Below are 19,655 nucleotides of genomic sequence, written 5' to 3'. Positions count from 1 at the left end.
TCCGTTTATGCCATTTATGTTCAGATTTTATTAGCGAAACTGCTTTTTTTAATTTGGGTTTGCTGGGAGGTCAAAGCTGCGTTGGCGAGAAGATGAGAATGGGATCAATGGGGTCAGGGATCAATGGGGTCAGCAATTAAATAGGGGACAGACCACGATTCACGGGAGATTCCGCCTTTGAAACCGCTTGAGAATCGCTCATGCCACGCCGCCCACGCCTGACACTACCCAACATTCCGCTGCACATCATTCAGCGCGGAAACAATCGTCAGGCGTGTTTCTTCGCGGACGAGGATTACCAGTTCTATCTGCAATGGCTGCAGGAGTATGCGGAGAAGGCCGAATGCCAGGTGCACGCCTATGTGCTGATGACCAACCATGTACACCTGTTGCTCTCCTCGACAAAGTCTGACGGAGCAGGAGCGCTCATGAAGGCCCTGGGACAGCGTTACGTGCAATACGTCAACCGCACATACCGTCGCTCCGGAACGTTGTGGGAGGGACGCTTCCGCTCCTGCATCACACAGCAAGAGCGCTATCTGCTCACTTGCCAGCGCTACATCGAACTCAATCCTGTTCGGGCAGGCATGGTTGGACATCCCGCCGAGTACCGCTGGTCAAGTTACCGTGTCAATGCGCAAGGCGAGGACAGCAACCTGATTAATGCACACTCCCTTTACTTTGCCCTCGGAGCATCGGCAACGGAGCGCCAGGCCGCATATCGTGAATTGTTCCGCTATCAGCTTGATCCTGGCGTCGCAGATGAAATCCGCAATGCCACAAACGGAAATTACGCTCTGGGAGATGAGCGCTTTACGCAACAGATTGCACAAGCGCTCGGACAGCGCACAACAAGAGGATCGGCAGGAAGGCCAGCCCGCAAAGAGACGCCTTCACTCGGACTGCTATGAGCCTGAGAAATTGTGGTCTGTCCCCTATTATTATGAGCCTGAGAAATTGTGGTCTGTCCCCTATTATTATGGACCATGACTATCCAGACCGTAGAACCAACCCACTTCGTACGCGTGTATAACAACGGCCAAGACGGATCACCACAGGCTGCCGGCTGGATGTTCCGCGCCGAAGACGTCGTCGGCCTGAGCCCCGAACAGATCGCCAGCAAATACGCATTGCCTCAGATCCCAAACATGCGCACCGACGTCACCGTGCCAGCCGGACAACAACTGCGCGTCTCCGTCGCCAACGACATCCAGATCAAGCAAGGGATCGGGGGCAATGGCGGCGGGGGCGGGGTGCAGTTTGAGGTGCTGCTACCCAAGGGAGTGGAAGCACCCACGGAATGGTTCAGCAATCCGAGATCGCTGAAATGAAAGGCGAGCGCTTCCTGGGTCTGCCGTTCCAGGCATTGATGCTGCCTGAAGGACATTCGATTCTCCGGTTGAAGAACGTTTATGGAACGGGTGACGAATGGCCCGACCTCCACACCGCCAACCACAACGTCTTCCGCCTCGACGCAGCCGGCAACGTGGTGTGGCAGGTCACGCGGGAAGAGGGGCCGCACGTGGATTGGGCTGTCCGACATGCCCATGCAAAAGCCGAGGATCCCACTGCCGAAGGCTACTTCGACCCGTTCTGGAGCATGGGGATGGATGAGCGCGGAGCGCTCAACCCCGAACCGGCCGGCGTCTTCCGGCCCGGCTGCAAGGTGTATCTGACCACCCGCTGGTGGTCCTACGAACTGGACGTGGAAACCGGCGTCGCCGCATGTACGGGCAATCAGGTCAAATAGCCCACCAAGGCTGCATTACCAGCACCTACGGCTCGGACGGCTTTGTCTTCGGTATCCCGGTCAACGCACAAGGCCTCGGCAGGACATCGCCGAGGCCTTGTGCGTTTGAAATCGCTCAGGCGGCGAGGAAGAGCGCGCCGGCCAGGGCGATCAGGCCGCCGAGTACGCGCTTGCCCCACATGGCGGCGGGCGTTTCGGGCAGGCTGCGGGCCAACACGTAGCCCGCTGCATGCAGCGCGGCGGTGGCCAGCGCAAAGCCGGCGGCGTACAGCCACACCGAGCCATGGCCCATCTCGGTGAAGTGGGCGTGACCATGGAACAGCGCGAACACGGCGACCATCGGCACGGCTGCCGTCAGCGGCAACTTCACCACCAGCGCGATGAGCAGGCCCAGCACCAGCACCGACAGCGCGATGCCGGTTTCGACTGCCGGCAGCGCTACGCCGATTGCGCCCAGGCCTGCGCCCGCGAGCATGGCCAGCACGAAGGCCACCGGCAGCGCCCAGCGCGCGCGGCCGGACTGACGGGCAGCGAGCAGGCCGACGGCGAGCATGGCCAGCAGGTGGTCGGCGCCGCCGATGGGGTGGCCGAAGCCGGAGAAGAAGCTGGCGGATTCATGGCCGCCATGGCCGGGGTGGGCAAGCGCGGCACCGGCGAAGAGCGCCAGCGGCAGGGCGGAGATGAGTCGTTTCATGGTCGGGTTCCTCGTGATGGATTCGGTCAGACGGGCTCGGGCGCGACGAGCAGGCCCTGGCGTTCGATGAAGTCGATGATTTCGGCCAGACCCTGGCCGGTTTTCTGGTTGGAGAAGATGAACGGGCGTTCGCCTCGCATCTTTTTGGCGTCGCGGTCCATCACCTCCAGCGACGCGCCTACCAGCGGCGCGAGGTCGATCTTGTTGATGACCAGCAGGTCGCTCTTGGTGATGCCGGGGCCGCCCTTGCGCGGGATCTTGTCGCCGGCCGAGACGTCGATGACGTAAATCGTGAGGTCTGACAGCTCGGGCGAGAAGGTGGCCGCGAGGTTGTCACCGCCGGACTCGACGAAGATGATCTCCAACCCCGGGAAGCGCCGGTTGAGCCGGTCCACCGCTTCGAGGTTGATCGACGCGTCCTCACGGATCGCCGTGTGCGGGCAGCCGCCGGTCTCGACGCCGATGATGCGATCCGCCGCCAGCGCCTCGTTGCGCACCAGAAACTGGGCGTCCTCGGCGGTGTAGATGTCGTTGGTGACGACGGCGATGTTGTACTTGTCGCGCAGCGCGCAGCACAGCGCCAGCGTGAGGGCGGTCTTGCCCGAGCCGACCGGGCCGCCGATGCCGATTCGCAGTGCCTGGGTGGGTGTAGTCATGATCTGAACAGCCTCGTGTATTGCGTTTCATGCCGGCTACTCGCAAGCGCGAGGCCGGGGTTGAAGTTGCTCCATTGCTCTTCCGGCAGCGCGACGGCCGCGGCCGCCAGTGCGGGAATCGTCTCGCCCAGCTCGCTCAGCAGACGCTGGCCCGCGCTCTGGCCCAGCGGCACGGCCTTCACCGCCGCCATCACCTGATTTTCCAGCCACGCCCACAGATATGCGGCGATGGCCTGCTCGCGGTCGACATGCCACGCCGCAGCCGCAGCCGTCCACGCCGTCGGAAAGGCCGGCTCATCCACCGCCAGCAATCGGTCACGCCAGCCCGGCAGGCGCGCGAACGCATCCAGATCGCCCAGCAGGCGCACCAGCGAATAGCCCATCTGCACGGTCTCGGCGCGCAGCTCCATGGTCTCGCGGCTGGCGTTGAAGTCGGAGTTCAGCTCGGCCACGCGCGCATCGTCACCTTCCGCCCAGGCCTGCATCAGCGCAGCCGCCAGCGGCGCTTCGAAGCGCGCCAGATTATGCGTCAGCGCGTCACCGATCCAGCGCGCAGCGCCGGCTTCGTTCTTCACCGTGCCGTTTTCCGCGGCCCATTCGAGGCCTTGCGAGTAGGTGTAGGCGCCGACCGGGAGGGTCGGGCTGGTGAGTTGCAGGAGGCGGATGAGGGGGAGCATCAGAGCACTCCCTGGTTTGCGTCAGCGCCAGTGAACGGTGGGCGGCTTGCGGCTGGCCTCGACCGGCCGGGTCTCGCCCCGGCGGGCGACCTACTTTCTTGGCGCACGCCAAAAAAGTAGGCAAAGAAACGTGCCCCACCGTCTCGGCCCTTCGGGCTTCCCTCGCTCCGGGCGGTTTCACCGGCCGGTCCTGAACTCGCTTCGCTCAGACAGCAGGACCGGACTGCCCCGGCGAAACCACCCTGCACTCGGCGAGCCAGAGGGGACTGGGTGCGCAGTGAACCGCCAAGGCGGTGACTGCTCATCACGGTAAAGCACGTCGTGTTTACCCCTCCCTTCTGAGCCGCTGAGCGAAGAGTGCTCACGGCGGGGCTTTCCGGCCTTGCTGTTTGAGCGACAGCGAGTTCGCAAGGCCGGCCGCCGGGGGTGCTCGCAGCGAAGGGAGCCCGAAGGGCCGGCGAGGAGGGCACGCTTCTTTGCTTCCTTTCTTGGCGTGCACCAAGAAAGGAAGTCGCCCGCCGGGGCGAAATCCCGGTCGGTCGAGGCATGAATGACCGACTCCGTCCGCACAAGCCAATGCGGCGCAATGCGCTGCGCTTATTGCGCCCTACGCTCGGAGTAGGCGGGCAGGCGTACCGCATCACGCACTCATCATGTGAATCCGCGCCCCGCTGCCATCGCCGGGGTGCTGATGCCCATGCGCATACGCCCCGGCCTCCGGCTCGAACGGCGCCGAAACGGCCTGCACCTCGGCGCCGAGGCCCACCAGCATGCCTTCGAGCACGTGATCCGCCTGAATGCGCAGCCAGCCGTCGCCGATCTGCACAGCCACGTGGCGGTTGCCAAGGTGGTAGGCGGCGCGGGCCAGCGCGACGGCCCCGTCGCAGCGCGCTTCGAGCAGGTCTTCAGGAGCGGACACGACTTCAACGATGCGGCCGTCCTTGGCGCGCAGCTTCTGCCCGCCGCGCAGCACGGTACCGCGCTCCAGGAACAGGCCGACATCCTCGCCGTTGGCGAGCTTGGCGCGCAGGCGGCTCTTGGTGCGGTAGCCGAAGTCGAGCTCCAGCTTTTCGGTAGCGGGTTCAGGACCATCGTAGATGGATTCAAGTAGCAGCATGGCCGTCTCGGATTCTCAGAACAGGTAGTAACGCTGCGCCATCGGCAGCACTTCGGCGGGCTCGCAGGTGAGCAGCTCACCGTCCGCGCGCACGACGTAGGTTTCGGGGTCGACGTCGATCGTCGGTGTGGCGCCGTTGTGCACCATGTCGCTCTTCTGCACGCTGCGGCAACCGCTGGCGGCGATCAGGGGCTTCTGCAGACCCAGCGCGGCAACTTCGGGGTTGTTCAGCGCGGCCTGCGAGACGAAGGTGACCGAGGTTTTCAGCGCCTTGCCGTAGCTGCCGAACATCGGGCGGTAGTGCACCGGCTGCGGCGTGGGGATGGAAGCGTTCGGGTCGCCCATCGCCGCTGCAGCGATCATGCCGCCCTTGAGGATGATGCTCGGCTTGGTACCGAAGAAGGCCGGGCGCCACAGCACCAGGTCGGCCAGCTTGCCGACCTCGATGGAGCCCACGGTGTGGGCAATGCCGTGCGTGATGGCGGGGTTGATGGTGTATTTGGCGATGTAGCGTTTGGCGCGGAAATTGTCCGCCCCCGGCGTAGCGGCATCCTCGGGCAGCGCGCCGCGCTGCACCTTCATCTTGTGCGCGGTCTGCCAGGTGCGGGTCACGACCTCACCCACGCGGCCCATGGCCTGCGAGTCGGACGACATCATCGAGAACACGCCGGTGTCGTGCAGGATGTCTTCGGCGGCGATGGTTTCGCGGCGGATGCGGCTCTCGGCAAAGGCCACGTCTTCGGCAATGGCGGGGTCGAGGTGGTGGCACACCATCAGCATGTCCAGATGCTCGTCGATGGTGTTCACGGTGTAGGGCCGCGTCGGGTTGGTGGACGACGGCAGCACGTTGGGCAGGCTCACCGCCTTGATGATGTCGGGCGCGTGCCCGCCGCCCGCGCCTTCGGTGTGGAAGGTGTGGATGGTGCGGCCCTTGAAGGCGTCGATGGTGGTCTCGACAAAGCCGGATTCGTTGAGCGTGTCGGTGTGGATGGCCACCTGGATGTCGTATTCCTCGGCCACCGTAAGGCAGTTGTCGATGGCCGCCGGCGTGGTGCCCCAGTCTTCGTGCAGCTTGAGGCCGATGACGCCGGCCTCGACCTGCTCGCGCAGCGGTTCCGGCAGGCTGGCGTTGCCTTTGCCGAAGAAGCCCAGGTTCATCGGAAAGGCCTCAGCCGCTTCCAGCATGCGGTGGATGTGCCAAGGCCCCGGCGTGCAGGTGGTGGCCAGCGTGCCGGTGGCGGGGCCGGTGCCGCCGCCCAGCATGGTGGTGACGCCGCTCATCAGCGCCTCTTCGATCTGCTGCGGGCAGATCCAGTGGATATGGCTGTCGATGCCGCCGGCGGTGAGGATCATGCCCTCGCCCGCGATCACTTCGGTGCCGGCACCCACGGCAATCGTCACGCTTGGCTGGATGTCGGGGTTGCCGGCCTTGCCGATGGCGGAAATGCGCCCGCCCTTGATACCGACGTCAGCCTTCACGATGCCGGCCACGGCGTCGACGATCAACGCATTGGTGATGACGGTGTCGGCTACGTCTGCGGACACGCGCTGGCTCTGCCCCATGCCGTCGCGGATGACCTTGCCGCCGCCGAACTTCACCTCGTCGCCATAGATGGTGAAATCCTTCTCCACCTCGATCCACAGTTCGGAATCACCCAGACGCAGGCGGTCGCCGGTGGTCGGGCCGAACATCTCGGCGTAGGCGCGGCGCGAGATGCGTGCGGAGGAGGTCTTCGCGGGCGAAGCATTGGCCGTACCCAGCGGCCCCATCACGTCACCGGCGAAGCCGTACACCTTGCGGTCGCCCGCCAGCGCGACCAGCTCCACCGTACGCGACTGACCCGGCTCGAAGCGCACCGCCGTGCCGGCCGCGATGTTCAGGCGAAAGCCCTTGGCCGCAGCGCGGTCGAAGTCCAGCGCGCCGTTGGTTTCGGCAAAGTGGTAGTGCGAACCGACCTGCACCGGGCGGTCGCCGGTGTTGGTGACCTTGAGCGTGATCGTCTCGCGGCCGGCGTTGAGCTCGATGTCGCCGTCCAGGGTTTTCATTTCACCGGGGATCATGTCTCGCGCCCTTTAAATAATCGGGTTGTGCACGGTGACCAGTTTGGTCCCGTCCGGAAAGGTCGCCTCGACCTGGATCTCCGGAATCATCTCCGCCACGCCGTCCATGACCTGATCGCGCGTGAGGATGGTGGTGCCGAAGTGCATCAGGTCGGCCACCGTGCGGCCGTCGCGCGCGCCCTCAAAGATGGCGCAGGTGATCAGCGCCACCGCCTCCGGGTAGTTCAGCTTCACGCCGCGCGAAAGACGGCGTTCGGCCACCAGGCCAGCGGTGAAGATCAGCAGCTTGTCCTTCTCGCGGGGGGTCAGTTCCATTCGGTTCTCCAGCGGGGGCAGCGCCCCGGTTCAGGTGTTCCAGATACGCGGCGTGGCGGGGGGCTGGCCGGTCAGCACCGGCCGCACCTGCGCCCACAAGCGCGCAAACCATTCACGCCCCGGCTCACAGGCCGGGCCCAGCCAGCGCGCCACAAGCACGCCCGGCAGCAAGCTCACGGCGCCTTCGCCAGCCTCGGGGGCAATCTCGCGCAGGGCGTCCCGCAGGGTCTCGTCGACTTCCGGGCCGATCAGCCACAGCGTGCCGCTCACCGGCTGGCCGGCCAGCCCCACCGGGGAATCCAGCAGCGCGCCGCCGCCGTCGATGCGCCCGCGCTCCAGCCACAGCGGCTTGCCGGCCAGCTGGATGCGCGTGTGCGTGGAAAAACGACCCTGCGTGAAACGCTCGCCGGAGCCGGTGCGGCCGAAGCAGCTCATCTCGGCACCGATGAAACGTGCGCCGGCTTCGAGTTCGATGGAAGTGGTCAGCGTGCCTTCTGCGCCATCGAACACGATGGATTCCTGCGGCAGCCATTCGCAAATGCCGCCGGCCGCAACCTGCAGCGTCTGACGCATCGAGGCCGGCCGGCCACCGCTGCGGTACCACTTGCCCGCACCGGGCGTGGTCAGCAGCGCATGCGCGCCCTCCCCCACGTGCACGGTGATTTCCAGCGAATCGCCACCGACGATGCCGGCCGGCGGATGCAGCACGATGGCGTGGCAGACCGACGGGCCTTCCGGGTACAGCGCTTTCTGGATACGCAGCGGTCCGAAATGACGATTCCCGGCCAACACCGTGCGCTCGCCGCGGCGGGCGAATTCGAGCGCAAGCGTCGCCTTCCAGCCCGTGGCACGCACGGCGGCGGGGGTGTCGTCGAGTTTCATGCGCGTACTGTAGCGAATGACGTGCCGGACCACACTACGCAGGATTTCGTATGGCGCGCCTCCGGCTGGCTGAGCAGCCGGCCTCACCGTTCAACGCGCTCGCTGCGCGACGTACACGGTGCAGGACGATTCACCGCCGGTGTAGGGGTTCGGGAACGGCACGACGTGCGCCGCCACCGACTCGAACACCTCGCCCAGCAGTGCCTCGAAACCGGCATGCGGCGGGTCATCCGACCACAGCGCGAACACGCCGTCGGGCTTGAGTTGCCGCGTCATCGCCCGCAGGGATTCGGCGGTGTAGAACCCCGAGTGGGAGTCGGCAAGTACATGCTGCGGGGTGTGATCGATGTCGAGCAGGATGGCGTCAAAGCGCCGGCCCGGTTCGGCCAGAAAGCCGTCATCGGCCACCGCCAAGCGGAAGAAATCGCCATGCACGAAGCGGCAGCGCGCATCGGCCGTCAGCGTTGGCCCGAGCGGGCAGATGCCGGTCTCGTGCCACTCGATCACCGGCGCGAGCCAATCGACCACATGCAGTGATCGCACCGCCGGGTTCTCCAGCACGGTCGCGGCGGTATAGCCCAGGCCGAGCCCGCCCACGATCACGTCCAGCTCTCCCCGCGTGAACGACGCCAGCCCGAGCCGCGCCAGCGCTTCCTCGCTGGCCGTGAACAGGCTGGACATCAGGAATTCGTCGTTGAGCTTGATCTCGTACACGGTCACGCCGCCCAGACGCACCTCGCTGCGGCGGCGAATGCTGACCGCGCCGATGGGGGTTTCGCGGTAGTCGAGTTCTACAAAATCGATGTTCATGTCTGTGCAGGCCGAGCGGCCTCTCCGGCACGGGGTTGGAATCAGCCGCTGGAAAGTCAATGAACCGCGCGCGCCGCACAACGCCGCGACGGAGTGCGCAGCGCTGAATCCGGTGCGCGCCTGTTCCTAGCGTTCAGCCAGGCAGTCGGCGCAGAACACCACGGTCACGTCGCGTTCCAGACGGTCGGGCTCCAACGCCACGCCACATTCGCAGCAGGTGCCGAAGCGGCCGCTGTTGATGCGGTCGCGGGTGGCCAGCAGACGGCGGCGGCGCAACTGCATGCGTTCAACACTGGAGGGGTCTTGCGGCACGGCACCGCCAAGGGCGGCTTCAATGCTGGAAACTTCGCTATCGATTCGTGCATGAAACGGGTGGGCTTGTTGTGTCATTGCTGCTCCCGCGGGCTGGCCGCGTCAATAAAGCCTGGTTATGCACTTCGTTGTGCTGCACTGCAGCGGCAGTTATCATGCCGGCCTTCCGCCGCACACCATCCTGCCGGAGCAGTCCCTTGTAACACGTTCGCCCGCTCGTCTTCTGCCGGCCCCGAAATACTTCGGCAGATATCTCCAGCCGTACCGCAAGCCATCGCGCCAGCTCCCGCGCCGCGAGCTGCCTGTGCCCGCATCCGGCACGCCCCCGGCGTGCACCCGAGCGAAGACTGCCATGTATCTGCACTCCATCCGTAAAGACTGGTTCTCCAATATCCGTGGCGACGTGCTCGCCGGCCTCGTCGTCGCCCTGGCGCTGATTCCCGAGGCCATCGCCTTCTCGATCATCGCCGGTGTCGACCCCAAGGTCGGTCTCTACGCGTCTTTCAGTATGGCCGTTGTAATCGCCTTTGCCGGCGGGCGTCCCGGCATGATCTCGGCCGCCACCGGCGCCATGGCGCTGCTGATGGTCACGCTGGTCAAGGAACACGGCCTGCAATACCTGCTCGCCGCCACGGTCCTGACCGGCGTGCTGCAGATTGCCGCCGGCATGCTGCGGCTGGATCTGCTGATGCGCTTCGTGTCGCGCTCGGTGGTCACCGGCTTCGTCAATGCGCTGGCCATCCTGATCTTCATGGCGCAACTGCCTGAGCTGATCAACGTCACCTGGGTGGTCTACGCCATGACCGCCGCCGGCCTGGCCATCATCTATCTGCTGCCGCTGGTGACCCGCGCCGTGCCGTCACCGCTGGTGACCATCGTGGTGCTCACTGCGGTTGCCATGTGGCTCAACCTGGACGTGCGAACGGTGGGCGACATGGGCGAACTGCCCGACAGCCTGCCGATGTTCCTGATCCCCGACATTCCGCTGAACTTCGAGACGCTGGCCATCATCTTTCCGTACTCGATGACGCTGATGGTGGTCGGCCTGCTCGAATCGATGATGACCGCCACCATCGTCGACGACATGACCGACACGCCCAGCGACAAGCGCCGCGAATGCATCGGCCAGGGCACGGCCAACATCGCCACCGGCTTCATCGGCGGCATGGCCGGCTGCGCGATGATCGGCCAGTCGGTGATCAACGTGAAATCCGGCGGCCGCGGGCGGCTGTCGACGCTGATTGCCGGCGTCGTGCTGCTGCTCATGGTGGTGTTCCTGGGTGATCTCGTGGCGCAGATCCCGATGGCCGCACTGGTGGCGGTGATGATCATGGTCTCCATCGGCACCTTCAACTGGGCCTCCGTCCGCAACCTCGCCAGCAATCCCCCCAGCTCCAGCATCGTCATGCTCGCCACCGTCGCGGTAGTGGTCTCCACCCACGACCTGGCCAAGGGCGTGCTGGTGGGCGTGCTGCTGTCGGGCATCTTCTTTGCGCACAAGATCGGCCGCGTGCTGAACATCCACAGCCAGCTCGACGAAGCCGGCACAACGCGCCACTACACCGTTGCCGGCCAGGTGTTCTTCGCCTCCGCAGAGCGCTTCGTGTCCAGCTTCGACTTTCACGAGGCGGTCGAGCGCGTGTGCATCGACGTGTCACCCACCCACTTCTGGGACATCACCGCAATCGAGGCGCTCGACCGCGTGGTCATGAAGTTTCGCCGCCACGGTGTGCAGGTGCAGGTGATCGGCCTCAACGAAGCCAGCCGCACGCTGGTGGACCGCTTCGGGGTGCATGACAAGGCAGGGGCTGCCGAACGGGTCTCGGGCGGGCATTGAGCGGCGTAGGTATTCGTACACACGCCAGCACCAACAAGATCTTTTTGCCTTGCGGGCGCGCGTGGAAAGGAACACGATGATTTGCCCGATCTGCGAACCCTACGCCGGGAGGAATCTTCGCGATGCGCTCCCTCAGACGTTGGACCCTGCGCAGTCTGCTCTATGCACTGAGCGCGGCGATCCTGATTCCGCTGACCCTGCTCGTGGGCTACAACATCCTCCGTCTGTACGAGACGGGACGAGACGCTGCCCAGGAGAAGGCTCAGAGCCTCGCGCACCTTACCGCCGACACCACCGAAACCTTCATTCACGATGCACATGAAGTGCTCAAGCTGCTGGCCCGTCGCCCGCAGATGGCGGCGGCAATCCGCAGCGGGGAGTGCGACCCGATCTTCAACTCCTTCAAGGAGTTTTATCCGCAGCTGACCAATATCAGCCTGTCCATTCCGGCTGGCTACCTCATCTGCTCGGCGCGAGCGCAACCTGACGACAAACCGCTTCCGGTTGCCGATCACGATTGGTTCAAACAGGTCTATGCCCGCGAGGAGTTCGTGGTCGGACCGATTCTCTTCGGGCCGATCAACCGCGGCTGGATCTCCGTGCTCGCCGAGCCAGTCCGCGACGCCAATGGGCGCATGATCGGTGCCGTCCAGACGCCGATCGACCTGCTGCGTTTTCGTCTCGTACCTGCGGCAGACAAACTGCCCGATCACGTCCTGATCACCATCCTCGACCGCGAAGGCCGCATCGTGGCCCGCTCCCGCGACGCCGAGGCCTCGATCGGACGCAGCGTGCCGCCCGACTTTCCGCTGCTCGCGCACATGAACTCAGAGCCCGGAAGCGTCACAGAGGGTGTGGACGAAAACGGCATACGCCGCTTTTACGGCTTCTCTCCGATTCTCGGCACGGAATGGACTGCGGTTGCCGGCATCGACGCAGATCACGCATTGGCAGGTGCGCGCCAGAGTGCCTTTACAAGTGCCGTGCTGGGTCTGCCGATCATTCTGCTGGTGTGGCTCTTCGCGCTGTGGCTCACACGCCGCATCCAGTCCCCCATCGAACGCGTCACGGCCGCCGCACGTGCAGGCGCTCAAGGACAACTGGATGCTCGCGTGCCCGCTCAGGGCCCGCTGGAGATCTTCGAGGTCGCCAGGCATTTCAACACCATGCTCGACGCCATCCAGCGCTCACAGGCACTCGTCCGGCGCAGCGAAGAGCGCCTGAAGCTGGCGCTGGAGAGTTCGCGCACCGCCATCTGGGACCTTGATCTGGTGAGCAAGCGCATTTACCTGTCGGAAACCTGGTCGCGCCTGATGGCGGACGGTGCCAGCGCGTGCGAAATTCCGCTGCGCGATCTGCTGCACCGCATCCCGCGCGAGGACCGGCGCGCCCTGCTCGACGCCTATCGCAACGCACTGCGCGAACACCACGAGACCTTCTCCGTCGAATATCGCATGCTCGACAGCGCCGGCCGGCCGGTGTGGATTGCCATCGAAGGCCGCATCAGCGAGCGCGACGATCATGCACATCCCCTGCGCATGATCGGTGTGGCGCAGGACGTTTCCGAACGCAAGGCGCGCGAGGAGCAGATCGAGCGGCTCGCCTACTTCGACACCCTCACCGCGCTGCCCAACCGCCGCATGCTGCAGCAGGAACTGCCCAAGGCGCTGGCACGCGCGCGGCGTTCTGGTCTGCATGGCGCACTGATGTTCATCGACCTCGACCGCTTCAAGAGCATCAACGACGCACGCGGACACGACGTGGGCGATGCGCTGCTCGAAGAAGTTGCCCGCCGGCTGGTGCGCAGCGTGCGCGAAGGCGACACCGTCGCGCGCATGGGCGGTGACGAGTTCGTCGTGCTGGTCACCGGCGTGTCATCCGACGCTGCTGCAGCGGCCCGCCAGGCCCACGCACTGGCAGAAAAACTTCGGGCCAACCTTGGAAAACCTTACGAACTCGAAGGGCAGTTGTTCAGCTCTTCAGCCAGCATCGGCGTGGCCTTGCTGCCGCAACCCGAGCAGACCGCGGAAGATCTGCTGCGCGCAGCAGACATCGCGATGTATCGCGCAAAAATGTCCGGTCGCAACCAGGTGGCGTTCTTCGAAACCACCATGCAGATCGATGTCGAACGCCGTCTTGCGCTGGAAAGCGATCTTGCGCTGGCCATCGAACGCGGTGAAATGTCGATCTATGTACAGACCCAGGTTGATGTCTCGGGGCAGGCCGTAGGCGCCGAGATCCTCGCGCGCTGGCATCACCCCACGCACGGCTTCGTCTCGCCGGCCTATTTCATCTCCATCGCTGAAGAGAGCGGACTCATCCTGCGCATCGGCGATTGGGTGCTGGAGCGCGCGTGCGAACTTGCCGTGGCACTGGAAGCCCGCTCACAGCCCGGAACGCTGTCGGTAAATGTGAGCCCGCGCCAGTTCCATCAGCCCGACTTTGTCGAACATGTGCGCAGCATCCTCCGCCGTCACGGCTGTCCCGGCCACCGGCTGATATTCGAAGTCACCGAGGGTCTGCTGCTCGACCACCTGGAATTGACCATCGGCAAGATGACCGAACTGAGCACGCTCGGCATCCATTTCTCGATCGACGACTTCGGCACCGGCTACTCCAGCCTCGGCTACCTCAAACGCCTGCCACTGTATGAATTGAAGATCGACAAGAGCTTTGTCGACGGCCTTCCCACCGACCGCAACGACAGCGAGATCGTGCAGATGGTCATCTCGCTCGCTCGCCAGTTGCACCTGCGTATTGTCGCGGAAGGCGTCGAAACCACCGCGCAACGTGACTTCCTCGCCGGACGGGGCTGCGACGTCCTGCAGGGCTATCTCTACGGCCACCCCCAACCCGCCGAGGACTGGCTCGCCCGTCTCGGACGGGTCACGCAGGACTGACGGGAACGCTGAACCCTCGGCAGCGCACTCGCCACCCCGAATACCCGTTATGCATTTATCGTGCAGACTTCCGCGCATCACTTACGGAGGCCCGCATGGTCCGTATCCTCTGCCTGCTCTGGCTCATCCTCGCACCCACACTCGCGCTGGCGGAACAGACTTCGCTACCGCCCATGCTCGCCGACCGCTATCACGACGGCATCGACCCCGCGCCCTACTGGGTGAGCGAGAAGTACGACGGCGTGCGCGCCCGTTGGGACGGCCGCACCCTCACGCTGCGTGGCGGCGGCGCCATTGTCGCGCCGGAGTGGTTCATCGCTGCCCTGCCACCCGAAACCCTGGATGGCGAACTGTGGATGGGTCGGCGCACTTTCGACCGCCTCTCCGGCCTCGTCCGCCGCAACGCCCCCGACGACCCCGCCTGGCGCGACGTGCGCTACATGGCCTTCGACCTGCCCGGCGCACCCGGCACCTTCACCACCCGCGTCGAGCGCATGCGCCAACTCGCCGCCACCGCCAACGTGCCCTGGCTGCAAGCCGCCCCGCAACGCCGCGTCGCCAATCGCGCCGATCTGCAGCAGTGGTTCGATGAAGTCGTGCAGGCCGGCGGCGAAGGCCTGATGCTCCACCACGCCGACGCCCACTGGACCCCCGGCCGCAACACTGCCCTGCTCAAACACACCCCTTGGCTCGACGACGAAGCCCGTGTGCTCGCCCACCTGCCCGGCAAGGGCCGGCTTCAGGGCAGGACCGGCTCGTTGCTGGTCGAAACCCCCGACGGCCGCCAGTTCCGACTTGGCAGTGGGCTTACCGACGCACAACGCCGCGATCCACCTGCGGTAGGAAGTCTGGTGACCTATCGATATCGCGAGCTGACGTCGAAGGGAATGCCGCGGTTTCCGGTGTTTTTGCGGGTGCGGGAATTGCCGTGAGTACTTCATGGCCCACGTCGTTCAGCATTTCTATACGTTCACGTAACGTGAACAGAGGAAGAGCCCGAACTTCTCATTGACATCCGCGTTCGATAAATACTAACGTTCACGTCACGTGAACATTTTTAATAAATGAACAATGCCTCCCGCCGGTGACAAGGAACTTCAGATATTAGATCGCGCGCTCGAAGCCCTGAATAGGGCAACGGGCGTGCGCGGTCGCGTGCTCAAGCGCGAACTGCGTGACGGGCAAGGCTATCGGGCGGACGCCACGGTCGAGATAGACGCAAACGGGCAACTTCACCCTTACGCAGCACAGATCAAGCGTGTGGATCGTTTCGCAGTCCTGCGGGAGTTCGCCCAACAGGGCGCCGTGTACGGACAAAACGCCCCACCTCTGCTGGTCACACCACGCATCACCGCCGAAGCCGCCGAACAATGCCGCGAACTCGGTCTGCAGTTCATCGACGCGGCGGGCAATGCCTACCTGCGCGGGCCGGGTCTGTACGTTTTCGTGAAGGGGCAACGCCCAACCGAAAACGACGGTCTGTTGCTTGTGGGGCAGGAAGCCCGGCGCGCAGGAACACCCGCGCATTTACGGGTCATCTTCGTGCTGCTGTGCAGGCCGGAACTGCTGAACGCGCCTTACCGCAACATCGCCCAGGCCGCCGGCGTAGCGCTGGGCACCATCGGGCAGGTGTTCGATGACCTCGCCGACCGAGGCTTCATCACCGGCGGCAAGCGCACGGGCAACCGGGTCTTGCTTGAGCGCACCAAACTCATCGACGAGTGGGCCACCAACTACCCGATCAAGCTGCGGCCCAAACTGAACCCACGCCGTTTCACAGCTGGGAACCCCAACTGGTGGAAGGAACTGGATGTCGCTCAGTACGGCGCCCAATGGGGCGCCGAGGTCGCCGCTGCCAAACTGACGGGCCACCTACGGCCGAACACCGTCACCCTCTACCTCGACACAGAAAAGGGCCAACAGAATCTGACCAGACTCGTAGCCGCAAACCGTCTACGGCCTGACCCCGCAGGCGACATCGAAATCCTCGACGCCTTCTGGGCCTTTGACGACGAACAGAACACCGCCCAAACCGTGCCGCCCTTGCTCGCCTGCGCCGACCTCATCGCCACGCTCGACCCCCGCAACCTCGAAGCGGCCAAGCTGATCCATGACCAGTACCTCGCCCCCACTGAAACCAAGGCCTGACCGCCCGATTGACCCCGTCACGCTCAAGCTGATCGGCGCAATCCAGCAGGCCGCCGACACACTGGGGGTGCCGGTGTTCGTGGTCGGCGCGGTGGCACGAATCATCCTTCTCGAAAACATCCACGGCCTGTATGCCGGCCGCGCCACCACCGATGTGGACCTTGCCCTCGCGGTCGATCACTGGGAGCAGTTCCAGCAGCTCAAAGAAACCTTGCTACAGAACCCGGCCTTCAACGCTGCAGAACACGTTGCCCACCGCCTGACCTTTCGTACTCCCGAATCAGAGCACCCGTACCGAATCGACCTGATCCCATTCGGCGGCGTGGAGACAAGCCCGAGCACCATTGCCTGGCCGCCCGACATGGTCACCTTGATGAACGTGGCCGGCTTCGCCGATGCCTCTGTCGCGGCCGTCCGCGTACAAGCCACCCCGCAGCTTGGGTTCGCAGTCGCCTCGCTTCCCGGCATCGCCGTACTGAAGCTGTTCGCATGGGCCGACCGCCGGCACACAAACATCAAAGACGCACTGGATCTTCTGGCCCTGCTCCGCGGATACCACGAGGCCGACAACCAACACCGGATCTACGAAAACACCGGCGCTCTCGCGGCGCTCGAAGCCGCCGCGTATAACCCGGAACTCGCCGGCGCATGGCTGCTTGGCAGCGACGTCTCAAACATGGTGTCCGCAACAACCCGTGCAGGCCTTCAAACGCTTCTGGCGAACAACACGATCAGACGCCAACTCACCGAAGACATGTCGCGCGCCCTGAAAGGCGGGGAAGACCCAATCGATCATGCGGCTCGTCTGCTGGAGCAATTCATCACCAGCTTCACCAACGCCGGCTGAAAACCGATCTCACGCCAAAAAAAAGACTGAACTCATCCTGAACACCACCGAAGACGGGCGCAGCCAGATCAAGCTGAGGGCCGAGCAGCAAACGGTCTGGCTGACTCAGCTTGAAATGGCGGAACTGTTCGATGCCGCCAAGCAGAACATTTCGCTGCACCTGAAGAACATCTTCGAGGACAGGGAGCTAGACCCTGCGGCAACTGTCAAGGAATCCTTGACAGTTCAAACCGAGGGCAGCCGGGAGGTGCAACGCACCGTGTCCCTCTACAACCTCGACGCGATCCTGGCCGTCGGCTACCGGGTGCGCTCGCCGCGCGGGGGCAGGTCAAACAACGCCGTCCCCTTTACTGCCGGATGGACTCCGGACCGGGAAAGGGCTAAATTTACCTTAGGTATCACCACGTAATACAAGGCTCATCATGGCAACCTCAATCAAGATCGACGACGCGCTGAAAGGCCGGGTGCAGCACCTGGCAAAGAAGCGAGACCGCTCACCGCACGGGATGATGCTCGAAGCCATCCAGCAGTACGTCGAGCGCGAGGAAGCCCGCGAGCGCTTCACGCAGGAAGCCCTGGCATCCTGGACGGCCTACAAGGAAACGGGCCGCCACCTGAGCGGTGAGGAAGTTCGAAGCTGGTTGAACACCTGGGGCACCGACGACGAAAAGGCAGCACCGGATTGCCACGAGTAATCGTCACCGCAGGCGCCGTCGAGGGCCTGGAGCGCTGTCGGCGCTTCCTGGCCGCCAAGGCCCCGGAAGCCGCCAAGCGAGCCGGTCAAACCATCCAGCGGCAACTCATGCTGCTGGAGACAAACCCCGACATTGGCCGACCGCTTGCCGATCTGCCTGAACTGCGCGAGCTGGTGATTGCCTTTGGGGACTCAGGATATGTGGCGCTGTACCATCACGATGCGCCCGAAGACGCCGTAGTTGTCCTCGCCTTCCGGCATCAGAAAGAAGCAGGCTACTGACTCCCCGATCCTCCGCATGATGCTGGATTACAAGACCTGACCCCGGTGCGCGATCCCGACTGACTGCTCGCGTACTATTGATCAATACTTTTATATGACGAGGATACGATGAACGCTACGCCTGATGGAGTCGACAAAGCCTTTGTTGCTTACTCATCCAGCGATTCGGACTTGGTCCGCGTGATTGCAAATGGCGTAGCGAAGGCGAACAGAATGCTTGGTAGGCGTTTGCGGCTAATGCCTTGGGAATTTAACGATATCGCTGGAAATCCCCTTATCTCTCCCATTCTCGATGGGATTGATTCATCAAAATTTGTTGTCGCGGACATTACCTATTTAAATCCGAACGTTGTTTATGAAGTCGGCTTCGCCATAGGTAGATCCCGTCGGTGCTTCCTTATTAGACACGCAAACACCGAGGGTGACAGACGCATCGCTAGAGAGATCGGAATATTTGACACATTGGGCTATGACACATATGAAGACGAAGATGCACTTGCCAACTCCCTCAGCGCTTACGTAGACCCGCAGCCCTTACCATTTTCTACCGCGCTCGACAGACTTGCGCCTGTATATGTTGTAGAGCCTCCCACGAAAGGCGGCGTCGGGACGGTAATGACCTCTCGACTGAAGAAGGCGAGATATAAGTACCGAAGTTTCAATCCGGCTGAGGACGCAAGACTGTCCGCCGCAGACGCCGTTAGACAGGTTGCCCGCTCTGCAGGAGTGCTCCTCTACCTTCTGGACGGCGCTCAAGACACCAACCGCGTCCACGATGTCCGAACACTTTTTGTTGCCGGCCTTGCCCACGGCATGGGGAAGCCGACACTTCTACTTGCTCACGGGAGTGCCGACGTCCCGCTGGACGTGCGAGATGCAGTAAAGCGTTATACGCGGCCAGAAGACATCGTTGATCACATTGCGAGCCTCTCTTTGGAGATCACGGAACATCTACAACAAGCAGATCCAACACCGCTCAGAGATTTAACACCGTTGCAGTCGTTGCAGATCGGCGACCCAACCGCCGAGAATGAGATGACAACACTAGGGAGCTATTTCCTTAACACGGATCAATACAGCAAAGCTGTGCGAGGAGAAGTTAATCTAGTCGTCGGAAGAAAAGGTGCGGGGAAAACAGCGCTTTTCATTCAAGTTCGCGACAAGACACGTGCGGACAAGCGGAATGTGGTTTTAGATCTTAAGCCAGAAGGCTACCAACTTCTAAAACTGAAAGAGGACATCCTTGCCCACCTAACGCAAGGGGCAAGTCATCATCTGGTAACAGCATTTTGGGAATATCTGATCTTGCTCGAGATCACGTACAAGCTTCTCGAGAAGGATCAGAACGCGCACAAATTCAATCATGAGATTCGAGACTTGTACCTTGAGTTAGAACAAACATACAAGACAGAGGGGTATTCGGTAGAAGGCGATTTCTCAGAGCGTCTCTTAGCACTCTCCCAAAGGATTGCTCAAGATTACGGCCAACGATTTGGGGATGCTGACAGCACAAAGCTAACGACAGATCAAGTCACACAGCTCGTTTATTCTCATGACGTTCGGTGACCTGCTCCCCGTTTTCAGTACCACGCTGAACTTAGTAGAGTCCGTTGTCCGAACAGGAGACGGCAGTGAAGAAGCGTTTTACGGAAGAGCAGATTCTGGATTTTCTG

21 protein-coding genes are annotated in these 19,655 nt (G+C 63.3%); 12 read left to right on the top strand and 9 right to left on the bottom strand.

Annotated elements, in window-relative coordinates; genetic code table 11:
• Positions 1 to 200 precede the first annotated feature (200 nt).
• The 3 genes from AC6H0R_RS13265 (at position 201) to AC6H0R_RS13255 (ending at position 1,750) form a co-directional block, all read left to right on the top strand.
• Complete coding sequence (locus tag AC6H0R_RS13265) at positions 201 to 911, top strand: transposase (protein ID WP_497581839.1); 711 nt, start codon at positions 201 to 203, stop codon at positions 909 to 911.
• A gap of 75 nt (positions 912 to 986) precedes the next feature.
• Positions 987 to 1,331 carry a hypothetical protein gene (locus AC6H0R_RS13260; protein ID WP_497581838.1) on the top strand — a complete coding sequence of 115 codons (345 nt, stop codon included), beginning with the start codon at positions 987 to 989 and terminating at the stop codon, positions 1,329 to 1,331.
• Positions 1,301 to 1,750 carry a hypothetical protein gene (locus AC6H0R_RS13255; protein ID WP_497581837.1) on the top strand — a complete coding sequence of 150 codons (450 nt, stop codon included), beginning with the start codon at positions 1,301 to 1,303 and terminating at the stop codon, positions 1,748 to 1,750. The genes AC6H0R_RS13260 and AC6H0R_RS13255 overlap by 31 nt, the downstream gene beginning before the upstream one ends.
• Positions 1,751 to 1,865: 115 nt before the next feature.
• Here AC6H0R_RS13255 and AC6H0R_RS13250 read toward each other — a convergent pair whose 3' ends face one another.
• From AC6H0R_RS13250 to AC6H0R_RS13210, 9 genes are all read right to left on the bottom strand, one after another.
• Positions 1,866 to 2,444, bottom strand: a complete 579-nt coding sequence (locus tag AC6H0R_RS13250) for a HupE/UreJ family protein (protein WP_497581836.1) — start codon at positions 2,442 to 2,444, stop codon at positions 1,866 to 1,868.
• Positions 2,445 to 2,470: 26 nt separating this feature from the next.
• Positions 2,471 to 3,100 (bottom strand): urease accessory protein UreG, encoded by a 630-nt coding sequence (gene ureG, locus AC6H0R_RS13245; RefSeq protein WP_497581835.1) that lies wholly within the window; start codon positions 3,098 to 3,100, stop codon positions 2,471 to 2,473.
• Complete coding sequence (locus AC6H0R_RS13240) at positions 3,097 to 3,777, bottom strand: urease accessory protein UreF (protein ID WP_497581834.1); 681 nt, start codon at positions 3,775 to 3,777, stop codon at positions 3,097 to 3,099. Before AC6H0R_RS13240 ends, ureG begins: the two co-directional genes overlap by 4 nt.
• A gap of 640 nt (positions 3,778 to 4,417) precedes the next feature.
• On the bottom strand, positions 4,418 to 4,894 hold the full coding sequence (gene ureE / locus AC6H0R_RS13235) for an urease accessory protein UreE (RefSeq protein WP_497581833.1): 477 nt from the start codon (positions 4,892 to 4,894) through the stop codon (positions 4,418 to 4,420).
• A 15-nt stretch (positions 4,895 to 4,909) separates the two neighbouring features.
• Positions 4,910 to 6,955 carry an urease subunit alpha gene (ureC, locus tag AC6H0R_RS13230; RefSeq protein ID WP_497581832.1) on the bottom strand — a complete coding sequence of 682 codons (2,046 nt, stop codon included), beginning with the start codon at positions 6,953 to 6,955 and terminating at the stop codon, positions 4,910 to 4,912.
• 12 nt (positions 6,956 to 6,967) lie between these two features.
• Positions 6,968 to 7,270 carry an urease subunit gamma gene (locus AC6H0R_RS13225; RefSeq protein WP_497581831.1) on the bottom strand — a complete coding sequence of 101 codons (303 nt, stop codon included), beginning with the start codon at positions 7,268 to 7,270 and terminating at the stop codon, positions 6,968 to 6,970.
• A 30-nt stretch (positions 7,271 to 7,300) separates the two neighbouring features.
• On the bottom strand, positions 7,301 to 8,152 hold the full coding sequence (locus tag AC6H0R_RS13220) for an urease accessory protein UreD (RefSeq protein ID WP_497581830.1): 852 nt from the start codon (positions 8,150 to 8,152) through the stop codon (positions 7,301 to 7,303).
• Positions 8,153 to 8,242: 90 nt separating this feature from the next.
• Positions 8,243 to 8,962 carry a polyamine aminopropyltransferase gene (locus AC6H0R_RS13215; protein WP_497581829.1) on the bottom strand — a complete coding sequence of 240 codons (720 nt, stop codon included), beginning with the start codon at positions 8,960 to 8,962 and terminating at the stop codon, positions 8,243 to 8,245.
• A 126-nt stretch (positions 8,963 to 9,088) separates the two neighbouring features.
• Positions 9,089 to 9,352 carry a hypothetical protein gene (locus AC6H0R_RS13210; protein ID WP_497581828.1) on the bottom strand — a complete coding sequence of 88 codons (264 nt, stop codon included), beginning with the start codon at positions 9,350 to 9,352 and terminating at the stop codon, positions 9,089 to 9,091.
• 274 nt (positions 9,353 to 9,626) lie between these two features.
• Between AC6H0R_RS13210 and AC6H0R_RS13205 the strand changes: the two genes are divergently transcribed.
• The 9 genes from AC6H0R_RS13205 to AC6H0R_RS13165 all read left to right on the top strand — a co-directional run bounded on the left by AC6H0R_RS13205 (position 9,627) and on the right by AC6H0R_RS13165 (position 19,548).
• Positions 9,627 to 11,111 (top strand): SulP family inorganic anion transporter, encoded by a 1,485-nt coding sequence (locus AC6H0R_RS13205; protein WP_497581827.1) that lies wholly within the window; start codon positions 9,627 to 9,629, stop codon positions 11,109 to 11,111.
• A 122-nt stretch (positions 11,112 to 11,233) separates the two neighbouring features.
• Positions 11,234 to 14,011 (top strand): bifunctional diguanylate cyclase/phosphodiesterase, encoded by a 2,778-nt coding sequence (locus tag AC6H0R_RS13200; protein ID WP_497581826.1) that lies wholly within the window; start codon positions 11,234 to 11,236, stop codon positions 14,009 to 14,011.
• Positions 14,012 to 14,106: 95 nt separating this feature from the next.
• Complete coding sequence (locus tag AC6H0R_RS13195) at positions 14,107 to 14,943, top strand: DNA ligase (protein WP_497581825.1); 837 nt, start codon at positions 14,107 to 14,109, stop codon at positions 14,941 to 14,943.
• Between the two features lie 139 nt (positions 14,944 to 15,082).
• Positions 15,083 to 16,159 (top strand): type IV toxin-antitoxin system AbiEi family antitoxin, encoded by a 1,077-nt coding sequence (locus tag AC6H0R_RS13190; protein ID WP_497581824.1) that lies wholly within the window; start codon positions 15,083 to 15,085, stop codon positions 16,157 to 16,159.
• Positions 16,122 to 17,006 carry a nucleotidyl transferase AbiEii/AbiGii toxin family protein gene (locus AC6H0R_RS13185; protein WP_497581823.1) on the top strand — a complete coding sequence of 295 codons (885 nt, stop codon included), beginning with the start codon at positions 16,122 to 16,124 and terminating at the stop codon, positions 17,004 to 17,006. The genes AC6H0R_RS13190 and AC6H0R_RS13185 overlap by 38 nt, the downstream gene beginning before the upstream one ends.
• On the top strand, positions 16,954 to 17,415 hold the full coding sequence (locus tag AC6H0R_RS13180; RefSeq protein WP_497581822.1) for a virulence RhuM family protein: 462 nt from the start codon (positions 16,954 to 16,956) through the stop codon (positions 17,413 to 17,415). The genes AC6H0R_RS13185 and AC6H0R_RS13180 overlap by 53 nt, the downstream gene beginning before the upstream one ends.
• A gap of 13 nt (positions 17,416 to 17,428) precedes the next feature.
• A complete protein-coding gene (locus tag AC6H0R_RS13175; protein ID WP_497581821.1) occupies positions 17,429 to 17,701 on the top strand; it encodes a CopG family ribbon-helix-helix protein in 273 nt (90 codons plus the stop codon).
• Positions 17,689 to 17,982 (top strand): type II toxin-antitoxin system RelE/ParE family toxin, encoded by a 294-nt coding sequence (locus AC6H0R_RS13170; RefSeq protein ID WP_497581820.1) that lies wholly within the window; start codon positions 17,689 to 17,691, stop codon positions 17,980 to 17,982. The genes AC6H0R_RS13175 and AC6H0R_RS13170 overlap by 13 nt, the downstream gene beginning before the upstream one ends.
• A gap of 108 nt (positions 17,983 to 18,090) precedes the next feature.
• Entirely contained in the window at positions 18,091 to 19,548 is a 1,458-nt protein-coding gene (locus tag AC6H0R_RS13165; RefSeq protein ID WP_497581819.1) for a P-loop ATPase, Sll1717 family, read from the top strand.
• Positions 19,549 to 19,655: the final 107 nt, after the last annotated feature.

This window comes from Pseudazoarcus sp. NS36, assembly GCF_059703705.1.
This window is presented reverse-complemented; position numbering and strand designations above follow the sequence as displayed.

Excerpts from the sequence above, each read along its gene's own strand:
- AC6H0R_RS13180 (WP_497581822.1), top strand. The coding sequence starts at position 16,954 with ATGCGGCTCGTCTGCTGGAGCAATTCATCACCAGCTTCACCAACGCCG.
- AC6H0R_RS13185 (WP_497581823.1), top strand. The coding sequence starts at position 16,122 with ATGACCAGTACCTCGCCCCCACTGAAACCAAGGCCTGACCGCCCGATT.
- AC6H0R_RS13265 (WP_497581839.1), top strand. The coding sequence starts at position 201 with ATGCCACGCCGCCCACGCCTGACACTACCCAACATTCCGCTGCACATC.
- AC6H0R_RS13260 (WP_497581838.1), top strand. The coding sequence starts at position 987 with ATGACTATCCAGACCGTAGAACCAACCCACTTCGTACGCGTGTATAAC.
- ureE (WP_497581833.1), bottom strand. The coding sequence starts at position 4,894 with ATGCTGCTACTTGAATCCATCTACGATGGTCCTGAACCCGCTACCGAA.
- AC6H0R_RS13225 (WP_497581831.1), bottom strand. The coding sequence starts at position 7,270 with ATGGAACTGACCCCCCGCGAGAAGGACAAGCTGCTGATCTTCACCGCT.
- AC6H0R_RS13190 (WP_497581824.1), top strand. The coding sequence starts at position 15,083 with ATGCCTCCCGCCGGTGACAAGGAACTTCAGATATTAGATCGCGCGCTC.
- AC6H0R_RS13205 (WP_497581827.1), top strand. The coding sequence starts at position 9,627 with ATGTATCTGCACTCCATCCGTAAAGACTGGTTCTCCAATATCCGTGGC.
- AC6H0R_RS13165 (WP_497581819.1), top strand. The coding sequence starts at position 18,091 with ATGAACGCTACGCCTGATGGAGTCGACAAAGCCTTTGTTGCTTACTCA.
- AC6H0R_RS13255 (WP_497581837.1), top strand. The coding sequence starts at position 1,301 with ATGGTTCAGCAATCCGAGATCGCTGAAATGAAAGGCGAGCGCTTCCTG.
- ureG (WP_497581835.1), bottom strand. The coding sequence starts at position 3,100 with ATGACTACACCCACCCAGGCACTGCGAATCGGCATCGGCGGCCCGGTC.
- AC6H0R_RS13200 (WP_497581826.1), top strand. The coding sequence starts at position 11,234 with ATGCGCTCCCTCAGACGTTGGACCCTGCGCAGTCTGCTCTATGCACTG.
- AC6H0R_RS13215 (WP_497581829.1), bottom strand. The coding sequence starts at position 8,962 with ATGAACATCGATTTTGTAGAACTCGACTACCGCGAAACCCCCATCGGC.
- AC6H0R_RS13195 (WP_497581825.1), top strand. The coding sequence starts at position 14,107 with ATGGTCCGTATCCTCTGCCTGCTCTGGCTCATCCTCGCACCCACACTC.
- AC6H0R_RS13175 (WP_497581821.1), top strand. The coding sequence starts at position 17,429 with ATGGCAACCTCAATCAAGATCGACGACGCGCTGAAAGGCCGGGTGCAG.
- AC6H0R_RS13240 (WP_497581834.1), bottom strand. The coding sequence starts at position 3,777 with ATGCTCCCCCTCATCCGCCTCCTGCAACTCACCAGCCCGACCCTCCCG.
- AC6H0R_RS13220 (WP_497581830.1), bottom strand. The coding sequence starts at position 8,152 with ATGAAACTCGACGACACCCCCGCCGCCGTGCGTGCCACGGGCTGGAAG.
- ureC (WP_497581832.1), bottom strand. The coding sequence starts at position 6,955 with ATGATCCCCGGTGAAATGAAAACCCTGGACGGCGACATCGAGCTCAAC.
- AC6H0R_RS13210 (WP_497581828.1), bottom strand. The coding sequence starts at position 9,352 with ATGACACAACAAGCCCACCCGTTTCATGCACGAATCGATAGCGAAGTT.
- AC6H0R_RS13250 (WP_497581836.1), bottom strand. The coding sequence starts at position 2,444 with ATGAAACGACTCATCTCCGCCCTGCCGCTGGCGCTCTTCGCCGGTGCC.